This is a genomic window from Chryseobacterium bernardetii (assembly GCF_003815975.1).
GTDB lineage: Bacteria > Bacteroidota > Bacteroidia > Flavobacteriales > Weeksellaceae > Chryseobacterium > Chryseobacterium bernardetii.
In genome coordinates this window covers 5,053,219-5,070,346 of the sequence record NZ_CP033932.1, presented here as the reverse complement: position 1 = coordinate 5,070,346, position 17,128 = coordinate 5,053,219, and the positions used below count along the sequence as shown (strand labels likewise).

Below are 17,128 nucleotides of genomic sequence, written 5' to 3'. Positions count from 1 at the left end.
TATCAAAAACCCTTGAAACCGCTGGAATTTAACCGTTCTAGCGGTTTTTTTGTACTTTTGTATTTATGAAAATTGCCATTATAGAAGATGAGCTGCTGGCTGTTAATTATCTGAAGGATCTTTTGGGTAAACAAAACATCATTCCTGTGACGGAAATAGTAGTTCTTCGTTCCAAAAAAATGGCGATAGATTTCTTTGAAAGTAACTCAGCCGATCTTATTTTTATGGATATTCATCTTGGTGACGGGATGAGCCTGGAAATTTTTGAGCAGGTAGAGCTTTTTACTCCCATTATCTTTATTACGGCATTTGATGAGTATGCGATGCGGGTTTTCAGGCATTTCACGATAGATTATGTTCTGAAACCTTTTGAAGAGGAAGATCTCCACCAGGCATTGCAGAAATTTGTTTCCATCCGAAATAATTTTGACCCCGAACCTTTATTGAAATCCATATCTACCTTACGCCAGGGAGAAGATGCTGAAATGATGAAACGTTTTATGGTAAGAGAAGGTAATAAGCTGAAATCCATAGATGAGCAGAATACAGCCTATTTTTTTGCTTCAGGAAAATACCTTTTCCTTACTACAATGGATAATCAGACTTATATTTATGACGATACCATTAAAGATATTATCCAGAAACTGAATCCACAGGTTTTCTTTAAAGTAAGCCGAAAGTTTATCATCAATAAAGAAGCTATTACTGAGATTATTAAACATTCAAGCCAAAAGGTAGAATTGAAACTTTCTCCCAAACCGGAAGTAAGCGATGAAGTATTTATCAGTAAAATGCAGATTACTGAATGTCTGAACTGGCTGAAGAACTAAAAAGCAGGAAGCCTGATGCCGGAAGAGGGAAGTACTAGCTCCCAACCTTCCCTCTCTTCATTTTTTTTCGTATTTTCCATCTTTCAATTATTGTTAACTATTAAACATGAAAATATATCTATTAACAGCATTATTATTTTCTTCTTTGGTATTCTCCCAAAAGATACAGCTGAAGAGAGACAAAATCCTGGTCAATGAAAAAGAAGCCGGAATTTTGAAATCTCCTTACAGGGATCATTTTGAATTTTATACCTTGGCCAATGAAAAGGTTTTTGATGCAGATCTTAAAGGAGTTACCTTAGCAAAGGACCAGTTTCTTTATTATCTGGATATGAAATCGGCAGATGGAAAAACCACTCAGATTCCGTATGAAGTATTAATCACCTCTTTTAAGCCGGACAGAATTGTAGCCCATCAACTGGCTGTAAAATACCATCTTTTCGATGAAAATGGATTTGATAAAAATGAGGTAGAGAAGTTTTTTACCACACCAAGGAAAAATTTAGCGGATAAATATTTGAAAGCAAAAACCAATAGCATTGCCGAAGATAATGAAAGAAAAAGCAGGCTTGACAATATCAGAAGTCTTTATAATCCAAGATTAGGGTCAAGAGGAGAGATTTTGATCAATAATGGTTCTTATCCGGCTAAAATAATAGGTTATGCCAAAGGCTATAATTGTGTTGGTTTCAGCAATGCTGGGCCATGTCTTGAAGTAAGTGATCTGGATGGGATTAAAGTGGCCTCTATGTACCAGGCACAGGGCATCAAGACATATGTGGTAAGAACTTTTGATCAGAATGAATTTACTTTTACAGCCACAAGACCTTATGCCCAATCGGATTACGCTTTTGTAAATGAGTTTATAGCGAATCTTTTTATTCAGGGATATACGCTGGAGCACCAGGCTTATTATAAAAATCAGGAACTGCAGCATGCAAAGGTGGCTGATGCTGTTAATCGAAGCATCAATTTATATGATGTTCCGGGATATCTGGTAGAAAGATCAGGAAAGAAAACAGAAGGAAGGATCACTATCTGGTTTGAAATGCTGGATACCGAAAGAACCGGCCAGAAACTTCCTGAAGGAGGTGCAGACTTCTTTGGGCAGCGCGTTACCCTTAAAAAACAGCTACCAGGAATGAACAGTATGGCAACTAAGATCTATGATGCAGATTCTGGCGTGCATTTCTGTGTTTCTCCTAATGGAAATGAAGAATGTTATTACGGATTGGATGTAAAAGGAGAATTTATGAAAAAAATGCAGAACTACGGAAGTTTGCATGGCAATAATTCTTATTTCTACAGGCTTATTGCTAAAGAAAATAAAATCATGCTGCTTCAGGATCCTGTAGAACTGCAGAAATATGTGATCAAAACAGACCTTCAGCCTAAAGGACAAATGCTTGATAACAGGTCTAATGATAAACTTTCGGAAAAGCTGGCAGATTATCTTAAGGATTGTAAAACAGTCTCCGATCAGTTAAAAAAGGAAAGCCTTGATCTTAAAAATGAACAGAACCTGATCCAGATTATTTCTGACTACAGTAAATGTAAGAAGTAATAAATACAGGTGCAAATAATTAAATCCGGCAATAGATCTATTCTGTTGCCGGATTTTTGTTCTAATAATAGAGTAAAAGTTTCTGATTTCCTTCCTCTGGCTTGATTAATACATAGTTTCAATGAATACTGCTTCTGTGATGAAATTTTTCCGGAAAAAAATATAATACGTCAAGTTTTGACGTTGGTGGCTGCTACTTTTGTTTCAGAATTAAACAACGAACTATAAATGACTGTACACTTGCTTATCCCAATGATGTTTACCATTTCCAGCCTATCTGGCGGCTCATGCCTGGCAGTAAATAAATTTCATATTTTTAATTATAGAAAATAATACGTCAAGTTTTGGCGTCGGCCTTAAATAGCTTTGCTAAAGAATCAAACACCCAATCACAAAATAGTAATCATTCATGGATAAACCAAGTGAAAACAGAATAGAAAATCTCCATCCATTGGTAAGGAAAGAAGTCACACAGATCGTAAAAGAATGTGATGAAGCCCTTACCGGGAGAGCAAAAGTAAGAATTACCCAAGGCCTGAGAACTTTCAAAGAACAAGATGAACTGTATGCACAGGGGAGAACAAAAGCCGGGAAAAAAGTCACCAATGCTAAAGCCGGACAAAGCATTCACAATTACGGATTAGCAGTAGATATCTGCCTGATTATCGACGGAAAAACAGCAAGCTGGGATACTGCGAAAGACTGGGATAATGATGGCGTAGCCGACTGGTACGAATGTGTGAAGATTTTTGCTAAGCACGGCTGGAACTGGGGCGGAAACTGGAAAACCTTTAAGGACCTGCCGCATTTTGAGCGAAGCTTCATCTGGAAAGGCGAACGAAAGGTCAAAGCAACCTGGAGAAACTTACAAAACTTACCAAAAGATAAAGACGGATATGTAATTTTTACGAAATAATCCCGGGATTATTTTACAGTGAAAATCAATACTACAATCAACCGGAATGATTGTACAGGAAGGGTTTTGTCTTTTCCGGAAAAATAAAACTCTTCTTCCTTATTGAACAGTTGGTAAAATCTGAAAAAATACTGAATAACAGAACTATTGAAGCAGCTAAGATGCATGAAGAAAAATCATATCGAATTTTTAAGAAAACACTCTTTAAAAAATAACCAGGCTTATTATTCTTACAGCCTTCAGTAACCTTAAGGGTTCAGAATACTTTTCAGTTATCAGACTGATCATTACTACCGTCTTACCTTTTATTAACACCAAAAATCACAAAAATGCCACAAAATATTCCATCGGGAAGCTTATCAACAGCTCCCGACAGCAAAGGGCTTAACATACGACCGGATCTTCTGCCGGAATCTTTCTTCTTCCTGGAGAAGGGAAAGTCGTTCTCGCAAAGCCTGGCCGAAAAGTTTGGAGCCAATGGAACTGTATTCAGGACCACTTCCAAAATAAGCTTTACTGGCAAAGTATATACCATTTGCCAAGGACAGGTATTTTTACAACCTTGTGGTACAGATGCCACTAAAGTAAATGCGATCCTGAAGCCTTTTAGTCAGCCGATTAAAGGATTAGCGATCAAATATATCGTATACAGAGGTCTGAACAGATCAGATTTCTTCCAAGGGGATTTAATCACATCAGGAACACCAACAGCCTTTGTAGACATTATCAAAAAAGAATTTACAGGGCTTTATAATATGCTGGGAATTGCTGTTCCTCAGTTTACTGCTCAGCATATCGGCTTTCCGGTAGGAAATTCCCAATTAGAAACTGATCTTATTGATGACTATTTCCTTAAGATCTCTAAAGTTGAAGTCACTGGAGGTACTGCTACTGAACAGCCTAAAAAAGCTTTTGAGCTGCCGATGATCCCAAGGGGAACCCATCTTGGAAATGTAACAGGAAGCATAGGTATTGATATTGTATTGAACGAAGGAGACTATACAGTAGCTAATGACCCGAATCCATTTCAATTGAATCTGGCTTTTGCCCGCAAGCCTGACCACGTTTTAGATCAGGCTGTTGGTAGCAATGCTTTTCAAAAGAAGCTGATCCGGGAAACTGCCACCCAATTCCTTGATATTGCAGCTTTTTATGGTTTGCATACGCAGGGGAAAGGGAAGATCCATATGAGTGATAACTCTGTTCTGCAGACAGTAGAAGAAATTGCCAGTCAGATTTCAGGCTTTAAAACGGCTGATACAACCTATCTGTACATCCAGGGCAGCAGGCAGAGATCCTATAATTTCTACGGAAATCAGAACCTGGAAGGAAGTACCAACAATATTAAAATTGGACCCACCACTGCAAACCTTGCTTTAGAACAGTTTGAAGCAGGCTGGCCGGTAAAAGAGCTGGCTGCACAACCCTCATTGGTAGTTCAGCTTACAACAGATAACAATGACGCCGCTGCTATGTATGTAAAACAAGGCGTTTTACATGCAGATACCCGAAATGAGGATTGTTTTATCAGAGGGAAAAACCTGCTTCAGGAGGAAGCAAACGGAGTAGATACCAATTTCACGAAACCTATTACTTTCAAATTAGATAAAACAAGTGCCGGTAAAACGGTTGCTTCTTTTATACAGTTGATTTATGAAGGGAAAACGGTGAAAATTACTTCTGAAACTCCTGGCCCGAATCCAGGTGATCCTGTTGTAAGTACAACGTATGATTTGAAGGACATTGATGATATTTTCGGGATGATTAATGTGACTCCGAAAATTCAGTCTAAAGGCGACAATGAGCTTGTATATGTAATTGATCAGAATTTATTATTGATTGATTTTGAAAATAAAGCAGGCGGAAAAGACATTGCAACAGTAACTACTAAGAAAGTAGAGGATCTGATCATGAAAAATGATACGGAAAGTCTGAAAAGGGTTACTTATGAGACGTTGTTGAATAATATTCGTCAGAACATAGGAGCATTTTTTGAAAGCAGAGCTGCTTATCAGGATAATTCTAATAGTGGAACAATTTCCTATAATGATAAGATAAATAATTTTTACACTCCTGATAAACCATATTATTTACAGCCAGTGACTTATACTGATAATGAGGCAAAAAGAGTAACAAGTTTGTCTTTACATTTAGAAGACGGTAGTGTTTCAAGTAAAAAAATATTAGGGGTAACATTTGCTGAAAACTCTTTGTTCATCCCCTTAATTAATCAGCAACAGATTAACAATCCTAAATTTTATTTTAGGAACTTATTAGAAGATCCTAATGCAAGCTATACGTCTCAGGAGCAAAGAACATATAAGAAATATTCTTTGTCAGTTATAGGGGAAGATCAGGCAGGCAAGTTAATTATTGTTGAACCAACACAACAAGTATATGTTTACACATTTGATAATGTAACATTCACTTCGGACGAGTACGCAAAATGGATGCCTTCTTCTTACGATTTTTCAGGAGCATCAGAAAACATGAAATTACCACAAATATGAGTACAGCATTTTTAACGCCTAAAGGGCAAGTAATAAAAAGTAGTGGTATAGATAGATTAGGAAAACAAAATGCTACATATTCTTTGACAAATATGCGATTTGATGCAGAAGGGCAAATAGTCGAGTTTACTGTCAATGATGCAGTACCTAATCTGGAAAACACCTATATATTTACCGGAAGAAATCATTATTATTTAGATTCACAAAGAAAAGAGGGAAGGCAAGGTTTTCTAAAAAAATCTTACTTTATAAAATTAAAGAATAATCCCATCAAAGTTTATCAAGAGCTACATAATATTAATACCATAGATTCGGTTTGGTTTGATAATCATTTGGAGCTAGGATCTATAGGGGACATTTTTCAGATAGGAAGACTTATTTTTGATGATAATCTTAGTACCTATTATACTTTTTTAGATCAATCCTTTAAAATGGGAGATGATACTATCCAGTATAATGATTATACTACCTATCCTACTGTAGTAAATGGAGATTTGCAAAGTCCGAAATATAATGTGAAAACAGTTTCTCTTAAATCAAGATTAAATACAGAAGAAGGCCATTTTTTTGAAAAGAATTTCAATAAAATAAGAACTTCAACAAATCTTCAATTGTCTGCAAAGAAAGTACTTTACATGAAGATGATGAATATTTGTTTTGCCATTTATTGGATTAGACAGGAAGTATTGGATATTCTTGCAATGGATCCTATTGCCAGTATTGAAGAAGCCGCTAAAAATGGAACAATTGATCAGAAAATAGGACAAGAGTATAAATTTCAAGAGATTGATCGGGTTATCGGGCATTTATTAAGAGATTGGGGGTTTGCTGGTTTAAATAATACAAGAGAACTTATTCCTATTCCTCAAAATGATTATTTCTATGATGGATATTATGAAGCTTTTTCGAACTACAGTTCAGCATTGGATAATTTTTATCATAATTTAAGGGAAAAGAATGAAACTGGGCTGTTTCCACTTAATCCGCCACCATCCAATTACTCTTTTATGTATCCTTCTCCTTACTATTTAGGGTATCATAATTCATTTACAACGCCATTACAAGGAGCTGCGCTACTTAAGTGGAGAAGTGATGAAAGGTTGAAAGTACTAAAAAGTATATTGCCTCCTTCAGCATTATCATTACTCCCATATTCTATTAGAGAAGAACTGATCAAAGATTTCATTAAGAATCCGGGATTTTCACAGGAAGATGAAGATCAATGTCTGAGAATTATGTCTTCTTTTTATTCCGTTCCAGAAGACGGAGAAAAATTTCTCAGCTTTCTTTTACAAATTGGTAATGATAATCTTAGTAATTTTGAGATCCTGGAAAAGAAATTTAGTGTAGGAAGAATAATGCGAATTGCACCTATTATTGGATTCTTTTTACAAACAAAAGATTACAGGACCAATTATATTTTCTTGATATACAAACTATGGAAACGTTCTAAATATAATATGTATTATTTTCCGAATAGTATGAACCCTGAAAATAATATTAATACACAATCTTTCTTTCTTACTCCTGGGCAGGGATTAGAATATTATAATGATGCTGTACAGAATAGAATTAGCAATTTCACGATTGAATATGGGACTGTGTGGCAGGGAAACGATGTGCCTTATTCCAATCAGGAAGATATAAAAGTTGTAAGATCAATTGTAAGAAGTTATACAGATCCTATCATAAAGGGAACTATTCTTCAATCATTAATGTCCTATAACACATTTTATACCAGTTCGGATGGTGATGTTAAGCCTGGAACGGTTGGTTCTCCTCAACCTTTAACATTCCATCTTTATCAGCCTATTACCTTACACGGGTTAAAAATTGATGAAAAATTATCAGCGAATTTTCCTACTGTACCCTATATTCCTGCATTCTTATGGTACTATACGAGAGATTATCAGCTAATGAAAGAAATGGATGCTACATTAAACTTTGCTTTAGGGGTTGCATTCGATGTTGGTCTGTTTTTCATAACAGGAGGAGTTGGTATTATTAAAAGTTTTAGCTATTTAAGGTATATTACTGTAATTGGACGAGCCTTTAAAGCAGGCCAGGGAGCTGCATATACAGTACTTGTATTAGAAGGAATGGGTTCAACTGCTGAGATTTTTACTTTATTAAGCTCAACCTGTACACGATATTATGATTTTATGAAAGAAAAAGCTGACGTAGGAGAAGATACTACCCAGTATGAAGACTTACATAAAATGTTCTTTTATTTAACTATTTTGGGAGCAGGAGCATCCTTAGCGATGAAGAGTTTAGCTATAAATCAAGCTAAAATAGTGAAAGGAGCATCCTATTTTGATAGTCTTCCATTGGAAGTAAGAAATTCTGTAAATAGTTTAGCAGGTGTTGAAGTTGCCCAAATTGAAAACTTCCGTCAAAATAGAATTGGAGCTCATCAGGAAATTACATCAAAATTTGACCTGTGGGAAGAAGGAAAGAAAAATGTATTTTTTGATGACTTTAAAAATGCTCCGGATGATGTTTTGCTTCAAATGAATAATGCTGATGTAATTGCAAATTGGGATAAATTGTATACAGCAAATATTATTGACAGGAATTTGATTGAGGTTATTAAAGATAATATTAGAACAAATAATATTATTACCTTTTATCAATCTTACAAAACAAGACAAGCTCTTTCTGCATTGAGTACTCAAAAAAGATTGAAATTTCTGGATGACTTTGAAACAGCTTCTATTACTCAGATAAATGAAATTAAAGGGAATATATACTTTGTTGATTCTTGGAAACGTTTTAGATTTGAACCGAATCTTATAGATGAGTTTAAAACATGTAGTATTGCTGATAAGATTGAACTTTGTAGTAAGTTTGGCAGAATTGAAGAAAAGCTTTTTGATGGTTTTGTAAAAAGCCCTAAAAAAATACCAGAATATATTAGTCAAAATATCGCAGGGAGGGTGTTATTAGAAGAAAATGTACATTTTTGGCTGATCAATAATTATAGTTATGAATACATTGACTCTTTTAAAGATCAGATTTCAAAAGCTGTTAAAGCATATAAAAACAAAGAAGAGTTTACTAACCCATTGAAAAAAAGTGCAGCAAAACTTATCTTAAATAGGGCAAACGCTTATACTAAAGGAGATATGATTGAAAAACCAATGCGGATTTATTTGAATAAGTTAATATTACCATCTGATGATGTCATGTATAATGTTGATATCTTATTTAAATCAGTTGATGGAAAATCTATAAAACCGGGGAATTATTTGGAGATGGATGCTATGGTTGTAGATACTAATTTAAATAAATTTAAAACACAATATAGTGCCAAACTGAAACCAGGAGATTCAAATAATTCGGTTGGTGCTAAAAAATATGATGATGCACAAAAATTAGAGTTTTTTAGGCAATTACCGGATGACATTAATGCAGCAAAAGCCTTTATACTAAATGAATATAATACTAAACCTGTTTGGCAGCAGGTTTCTGGTAGCGAAGTATTATCTACAATACATAGCATTGAGATAAGATATATTGATAGGTTTGGAAATCCGCAGACGATACCTTTGGCAATATTTAAGCAAAGATTAAAACCATCTCCTTATAAAAGAAGTGATTTTACTGAAATAAATCCTACTACTTTTGGTACAACAAGAGAAGATCTAATGGAAAGTATGTATAATAGAATAATAAAAAAATAAATAAATATAATGGCATTTGAAATTAATTATGTAATAGGAAATTTAGAAACCTATTTTAGACAGGATGAAATGAACGTATTATTTTTTTACGCAAAAGATATCAATTTGAATCTGACTAAAAAAATGAATTATTTGCTTGATAAAAAAACCACTTATATGATTGGTAATAATATTAGTACTGATGGTTTTGATAGTGGTGATGATTTACCTGCTTATTTTAATGTGGGTGATATTCAAAATGTGATTCAATTTATTACAAGCCAGCTTATCCCAGCAATGCAAAATGAAAGTGTTAATATGGATGGAAAATATGGAGGTACTATTAGTAGTTTGATAAATAATATTAACAATTATGATAGTGGTGATATAGCTTTTATGTTATACGTAAGTCTTGATTATGTTCCAGTAGAAATGTCTTATTATATCAGTAAGGCAAATGAAATCAAGGATTTACTTCAAGCGTCTTTAAATTTAAATACTCCTATTCTAGTAAGTTATACAGATTAGATTTAAGATTTCTGTATAATCAATGAAAATACTTTATTAGAAGGACTATAAATATTTATTAAAGTTATTTTTTATACTATAAAGAAGATTCTATAAGTTGGCAATCCGCCAATCTATCTTATGAAAAATTCTAACACCACGATAAATTAAGTAAACCCTACTTAATAAGGCTTTTGTTTGCCTAAACGAAAGCCTTCCACTCACCCAAACACAAAATTATTTTTATGTCAAATCAAACACCGGTAACACACAGGTATTACCCGAGGTTATCCTCTGTGGTTACACAAGACGACATCCCGGACCTTCTGGGATTCTTAAAACCGGGGATTACTAACCTCCTCGATAAAATCTATTATAAAGATTTACAGTATAGTAAAGGGCCGAAAGGAGATTCGGCGTTTTACAGCTTATCTGTCGTTTCCAAGAGAATCGATATTGAAATTCCGGGAACGGGAATTTCATTAGTCCTGAACGGAACAGATGACACCGCTATCTCCGCATTTCCCATTACCGTTGAATACCAATGGAAAATCCTGGCGTATTTACGCTACTTCAGCTTAGGAAACTTCTCATTTGAACCTCAGCAGATCTTCGAGGTGGCCCTTAGGGTGCTCAACGTAACGGAAGAACAGGCCATCGCGCACTTTGTGAACACATTTGTTACTCCTGCCAATCAGAATATTACGCCTCTGATGCAGTTTGTGAATGATATTAATGCTAAGCATAATTTAGGACTGGTAGTAAACGAAGCAACTACAATAACAAAAATTGTAGAAGATATCTATCAGAACTCAAATCAAAAATACGCATCCCTTGTTGCTTTTGCAACGTATTTACTTTCAAACGATCTTCAGGAGACAGCAGAAAAGGTAAAAACCTACTTCAAAGCTTTAATGCCACAGGATATTGATGAATTCATCAAAGAAGTAGCCATTCCGAAATTCAAGGCAACCTTAATGCTGTCGGCAGCAATTGAATTTCCAAGAAGTATTTTAAAACCGGTAAACCCATTAAAACACCCGACTGCTCCCTTAGAAGTCATTGAAGATGAAACTAAAAAAGTAACCCTCAGCTTCGGGGAAGCTTTATTCTATGCGGATACTGAAAAAGGTTTCGGATACAATATGGATCTGGTCCTGAATATGAGTAACCCTGCTCAGATTGGAAACACAGGTTTTATCATCGATATTCACAACCTTAAAATTGACCTCAGCAAAACGGAAAATATTGCTGAAGCCGATGCAGACGGAAGACCGAAAGAATTCATGGGGGTCTACATGGAATACACCGAAATTTTTCTTCCGAAAAAGTGGTTTAAAAAGAAAAATCCTGAAGGAAATAATCAGCAGACCATCGGTATTTCAGCCAATCATATGCTGATCGGGACCGGCGGACTATCAGGAAATATTGCCATTAGACCTACCTACGCCGTGAAAACAGTAGGAACCGAAACAAAAGTTGTTGATTATTTCAGCAAGTTTTTTACACTGGATTATGATAATCTGAAAGTGAAATCCATGAGCAGTTCTAATGAAACAACTATTCATGACATGGATGGGCTGATGACTTTCATGAACGGTTTGGCATCCCCTTCTGAGCTTAAGTTTGTTTATCCAATGGGATTAACAACAGTTGCAGGAGATTACAGGGAATTCCAGAAAGAAGAAGATTATTATAAGTTCCTGGCAAGCCTGTCTGTAGATAGCCTTGATAATGATAACCGTACCTTATGGTTTAATCTTGGGAAAGATACCGAGAAATCATGGGAATTAGGATTCAGCAAATTTGATATTGACTTCCACCAGGGGCAGGTAGTACATTCCTCATTACATGCCGGATTGAAAATCAAAAAATTCAAAGATTATAACGGCCTGGATATGGTCATTGACGTTGTTGGAGAATGGGAAAGCAAAGAGAATTTCAAACTTTCTGCTGCTATTCTGCCTTTTGGTCTGCGAATGAACCTTTTTAACATCCTTAACTTTTATTTGCAGAGAATAGAAATCGGGAAGAAAAATGATAACTTCTATGTGGAAGCAGATACCAAAATTACTTTCCCTAAAGATTCATTTGGAGAAAGATTGTTAGGAAAAGAAGGAATTGATCTGCCGGCAATCCGTTATTACGCCAACGGTAAATTTGAAATTGCAGGGGGAAGTTCTATCATTCCAACCAACCTTCACCTGAATTTAGGACCGGTACGTATGGCGGTTACAGCCATCCACATGGGAACCATACAGCGAATGTATAAAGGGAATATGCGTACCTATAATTATATCGGATTTGATGGTGGAATCAATATCAATCCACTAGGTCTTGATGTAAGAGGTAATGGGGTAAAATACTATTATACTGCTGATAACGATGAATTCGGTGGAACTAAAGATGATTACTTCCATATTTCAACCTTAGAAGTAGACCTTGTGATTCCGGGAACAGCGAGTGCAAGTGCTGCCGTAGCCATTATCAAAGGGGCTCTTACCATTCCGGAGCCAGGAAAATCAACAGAATACAGAGGGAAAGTTTCTCTTCAGCTGCCGAAAATGAATATTTCCGGTTCTGCAGAAATGGCTTTTGATCCTAAATATCCGGGATTCCTGGTAGATGCAAGCGTTGAACTGCCGTTCGTGATCCCGTTAGGTTCATTTGGTATTTTCGGCTTCCGGGGACTCATCGGATACCGATATGTAGCCCATAAGGAAGCCATCGGAATGACAGAAAACGATACCTGGTACGATTATTATGTACATCCGCAGCGAGGAATCAATACGGATAAATTTATCGGACCTCAGTTTACGCAGAAGTATAGTGCACCGTTTTCTTTTGGAGCAGGGGCTTCCCTGGCCACCTTAGACGGGCGTCTTGCCTCATTGCGAGCTATGGTATTGCTTTCAGTACCAAGTATGTTTGCCATTGATGCCGGATTAACGATCATCAGTGAGCGTCTCGGACTGACAGAAGATGATCCTAAAGTTCCACCATTCTATGCATTCGTTATCGTAGGTGATAATTCATTGGAAATCGGAGCAGGAGGTAACTTCCAGCTTAACAAAAATAACGGATCATTTATTGACATTAAGGCCGAAGTTCAGATGGGCTTTTTCTTTAAGAATCAAAGACCGTGGTATGTCAATTTCGGAACAAGGGATAAGCCAATCAGGGCCAGTCTGTTTAAAGATTCGGTGAATATTAAAGCAGAATCGTATCTGATGATTGCTGCCAAAGGAATTGAAGCCGGCGCAAGGGTAGATTTTAACCTGAACCTGATCATTGTAAAAGTGTATGCCGCTATTGAAGTGGGAGCCCACATCAGTTTTGAAAGGCCACAGGTAGGAGGATACATTTATGTGGAAGGAGGAGCAGAGATCAATCTATTCATCGTAAGTGTTGCCCTGTTTATCTCGATCTATTTCAGAGTAGAGCTTGTATTCCCGTTCCTGATCCTGGCAGAATTCAAATTCGAACTCAAGATTAAGTTGCTGTTCATTAAAATTAAGCTTAAAGTTCACTTAAGTATCAAATGGGAGAAAAATGATAAGGTAGATACAAGTGCTGTACCGCCTCTTACTTACGAATCTGATCCGCCAGAGATCGACTATCCGAAAGAAGCGCGATTGAAAAATGCTGTAAAAGGAGTTCATATGTTAACTAATGAGACCTTTGATCTTCCTGTAGTTGAGATTTTCAATACACCGGCACCATCTATTAAAGACAATCCTGATCTGCCAACAATTCCATTGGATACCTATATCGATATTAAAATTGAAAAAGGACTTATTCCAACTTCTACTGCAGGTGAAAAAATCGGAGGGCATACCAACGGAGCCTCTGAATTTACAGATCTTATCCCGCCTCAGAAAACGCAGCCGGGAGGTCATGTACTTCGTCAGGTGAAACACCAGTATTCCATTGAAGATGTAGAGATTAAAATTCTTAACAAACAGGGAACAGCATGGAATAAATACAATCCTTACAGAGCTGTATTAACTCAGAATGAAGCAAACAGCATTGCTAATTTAGATAAATTTAAATTAGGATTCTGGCAGAAAACCAATGATAAGTATGATACTATCAGGATTTTGGCATCTACGCCATTCTCATTCCTGGATTCTGCACAACCGGGATGGTTTATTCCTGAGCAGTACGGAATTACGGCTTCATCATTATTCTGTACAAAAACAGAAAAAGTATGGCATGAATCTGATGTGAAGGATAAAACGGTAGGAACGGTATATTATCCACCGGCAGGAGCACCCTATAACTTCATTAATGGGGCTTATTACAACCTTTTAGGAACAGTATCGGATACAACGGATTATATGATGGTTTCGAATGCATCCAATCCACATAATTTCTCTAAATCCTTAAAGATTACCAACGGAAACACAATGGTTCTTTTGCTTCCTGAAGCATCAGCAAGTATAGAGTTATTTCTTTCTACAATGGCTAGTTCAGTAACAGTGAGATATTATAAAGATGTATTCTCGAATGCTATTAATCAGAATTATGCCCTGATTGAGGAAGTAACCAAAACCAAAGCCGAACTGGCATCAAAACTGGTTTATGAAGCAGCTAATCATGGTGGTCAGTATGTAAGTAAGATTGAAATTATTCCTTATAATGCCAACCAGCAGGAGATTGATGATATCAATGCACAGATTGATCAGATCTGGGCCAATGCAACGGCTAATACTACGGGTGAGGTAACCAGCGTTGTCCTTTCTCCGGAACAACAGGCTGAATACGATAAACTTGCTGAACAGTTAAAAAAACTGAAAGAAGGAGGATGTACAGCCTCTCAATGTAAGGAGCTAGACTTTGATGTGATGCATGTTGAAAATGGTTACAATGGAGTATGGGGCAATGGGAATGTAAACTTTAATATGTCTAATCTAGCCACTCAGTGGGCAGATTATGAAACCCAGTATATGATGATAACAGGAGGAAACACTCCGCCATTTGTTGATTTCAATACCCATTCCGTAATTTTCCTGTTTTTACCTTATGGTCCTACCAGTCAGTTTATTAAATATAATAGTGTAATCAAAAAAATTTCAGATAAAGCGGATGGTATTGATATCTGTTATTCAAGTGATTATCCGAAAGAAACAACGAACAAAGCGGTGATCATTAAGGTGAGCAAGACTACCCAAAAGTCTCTCAATCTTAAGTTTACCCCCGATTGTGGATGTGTCTCCACTGCAGAACCTTGTACAAAAGATACAAAACTTTGCGATTTCCTTACCGGGCTTATGTATAATCTTAACCAGTGTATTGTTTACCAGGGAGTAGATGAAGTAACCCAGTTAAGATACAGTTCAAAATGTTTCTTCACGTTTATTGATGCAATCTACAGTTTTGATAGAGGGTTCCCGCAATATAATCTGATCCAGGGAGCAGGATATGTAAGAGACCTTGTAGAGAAATTGAGAAGCTATCTGAATACCGAAGGTGCTAAAATGTCTGTAGCAGTACAGCTAACAAAAGATATTCACGACATCATTTTTAAACTAGGAAACTGCGGATGTAGTGATGATGATGGTAGTGGAAATACATCCAACCTTTGTTATACCTTGTTCCATCAGGTGAGATGGGTAACGGCTGAAGATTACGAATATCAGCAGACTATCCCGTCACAAGATGCTGTAACTGCCGACATGCAGCTGATGCAGGAGGCAATGAGCAAAGTGGTACAACCGGTTTGGAGACCCAACAGTGTATACTATATTAATCTTAAACTGAAAGACAATGTAAACGGAGATACACCGCATATCATTGATTATTACTTTGCCTTTAAGACAGCAGGACCTATCGGACACTTTGAGAAGAAAAAGGAGAGTTATATTGAAAATCTTAAAGATGCTGATGGAAATCCAATTCCTAATAAGAAGAAAAATATAGATGAATATCCAATTACTTCCCTGAAATCATACATCGATATGAAAAAATCATATCCTAATGTAGACGGAGATCTTCTGATGGCAAAACCATTATTCTATGGTAACAAGCAGAGTAAAATACAACTGTCCTTTACCAAGCCTTATATCTATAATATGCTTAAAACATGGGCAGCTCATGATGAAATGAATGTTGAAGAGATCATAGGAAGTATTAATATTGTAATTAAAGATCCTGTAACGGGTATTAGCGTTCCATATCCATTGCCTACTACATGGACAAAACACGAAACAATACCGGTAACTAAAGAAAGCTGGGAAGAAGACGATCCTAATTTACCATTGGGAATTCAGCAGATGCTTAACTATGTGAATCACACTAACCAGAGCAATACAGGCATGGCTTGTAGCATTAACATTGGAAAACCTGTTACACCAAAAGCATATAGGTATTCAGTTGAGTTGGAAGACCTGAGCCCGGAAAAACTATATACAGCCATTATTTACAATGCCTTTGATGATGACGGTGATGGAAATTATGATCCACAGCCTGCACCAACACCGGAAGATCCTTACAAAGTATATGAAGAGAACCAGAAGATCCATGAGTTCGTATTCAGAACTTCAAGATACAAGGACTTTAAAGAGCAGGTAGAAAGCTATAAGCTGAAAGAATACAATGATAAAAACGAAGTGATCGGACAGAAGGATGCGATCTATGAAGTGAAAGCAGATCTTAAGCCACAGCAGCTTAATGACCTTTATATCTTAGCTTCAGAAGGTGTTGAAAATCCAAACCTAAAAGGGCTTGCCAATACCTATTCAGAAGTATTTGACCGCGCTTTTGAAGGAGTAATGGGACTAAAACCATTAAATCCGCCAACCAATACGGAATTTGTTAAAATAGTTAATGCCAATAATGACGTAGTTGCGTTACTGATAAGGAATCCGGAGCCGTTCAACGATCCTAGAATTCCATTGAAAGAAGTGAGGGAATGTCTTAAAGTTCTTGACGGCTTAAACGAACATAATAAAGATTTCCAATTAATCTTTTCTAAAGATTATTCTCAGATTTTAGTCGTGCATAAGAGCAATAAGATCAAAGATCTGAAATTAAAACTGCAGTTTATGTATAAATACTGGAATGGATCAGCTTATACTGAATTTCCGGAAAGCAGAGTGACAATCAACGAATTAAAACTAAACAATTAATAAAAT

General features: G+C 36.3%; 7 protein-coding genes. All 7 read left to right on the top strand.

What is annotated here, in order from left to right:
• Window positions 1-65 precede the first annotated feature (65 nt).
• The 7 genes from EG339_RS22955 (at window position 66) to EG339_RS22925 (ending at window position 17,122) form a co-directional block, all read left to right on the top strand.
• Window positions 66-830 carry a LytR/AlgR family response regulator transcription factor gene (locus EG339_RS22955; protein WP_123872361.1) on the top strand — a complete coding sequence of 255 codons (765 nt, stop codon included), beginning with the start codon at window positions 66-68 and terminating at the stop codon, window positions 828-830.
• A 106-nt stretch (window positions 831-936) separates the two neighbouring features.
• Window positions 937-2,394: a hypothetical protein gene (locus tag EG339_RS22950; protein WP_123872359.1), complete on the top strand. Its 1,458-nt coding sequence runs from the start codon at window positions 937-939 to the stop codon at window positions 2,392-2,394.
• Window positions 2,395-2,803: 409 nt separating this feature from the next.
• On the top strand, window positions 2,804-3,310 hold the full coding sequence (locus EG339_RS22945; RefSeq protein ID WP_123872357.1) for a M15 family metallopeptidase: 507 nt from the start codon (window positions 2,804-2,806) through the stop codon (window positions 3,308-3,310).
• Between the two features lie 329 nt (window positions 3,311-3,639).
• Complete coding sequence (locus tag EG339_RS22940) at window positions 3,640-5,820, top strand: hypothetical protein (protein WP_123872355.1); 2,181 nt, start codon at window positions 3,640-3,642, stop codon at window positions 5,818-5,820.
• Window positions 5,817-9,506, top strand: coding sequence for a hypothetical protein (locus EG339_RS22935; protein WP_123872354.1), 3,690 nt, complete (start codon window positions 5,817-5,819; stop codon window positions 9,504-9,506). Before EG339_RS22940 ends, EG339_RS22935 begins: the two co-directional genes overlap by 4 nt.
• Window positions 9,507-9,515: 9 nt before the next feature.
• On the top strand, window positions 9,516-10,013 hold the full coding sequence (locus EG339_RS22930) for a hypothetical protein (RefSeq protein WP_123872352.1): 498 nt from the start codon (window positions 9,516-9,518) through the stop codon (window positions 10,011-10,013).
• Window positions 10,014-10,237: 224 nt separating this feature from the next.
• On the top strand, window positions 10,238-17,122 hold the full coding sequence (locus EG339_RS22925; protein WP_123872350.1) for a hypothetical protein: 6,885 nt from the start codon (window positions 10,238-10,240) through the stop codon (window positions 17,120-17,122).
• Window positions 17,123-17,128 lie beyond the last annotated feature (6 nt).

What these genes read in the sequence shown, in the direction of transcription:
- EG339_RS22940 (WP_123872355.1), top strand. Translation starts at nt 3,640, where the DNA reads ATGCCACAAAATATTCCATCGGGAAGCTTATCAACAGCTCCCGACAGC.
- EG339_RS22955 (WP_123872361.1), top strand. Translation starts at nt 66, where the DNA reads ATGAAAATTGCCATTATAGAAGATGAGCTGCTGGCTGTTAATTATCTG.
- EG339_RS22950 (WP_123872359.1), top strand. Translation starts at nt 937, where the DNA reads ATGAAAATATATCTATTAACAGCATTATTATTTTCTTCTTTGGTATTC.
- EG339_RS22925 (WP_123872350.1), top strand. Translation starts at nt 10,238, where the DNA reads ATGTCAAATCAAACACCGGTAACACACAGGTATTACCCGAGGTTATCC.
- EG339_RS22930 (WP_123872352.1), top strand. Translation starts at nt 9,516, where the DNA reads ATGGCATTTGAAATTAATTATGTAATAGGAAATTTAGAAACCTATTTT.
- EG339_RS22935 (WP_123872354.1), top strand. Translation starts at nt 5,817, where the DNA reads ATGAGTACAGCATTTTTAACGCCTAAAGGGCAAGTAATAAAAAGTAGT.
- EG339_RS22945 (WP_123872357.1), top strand. Translation starts at nt 2,804, where the DNA reads ATGGATAAACCAAGTGAAAACAGAATAGAAAATCTCCATCCATTGGTA.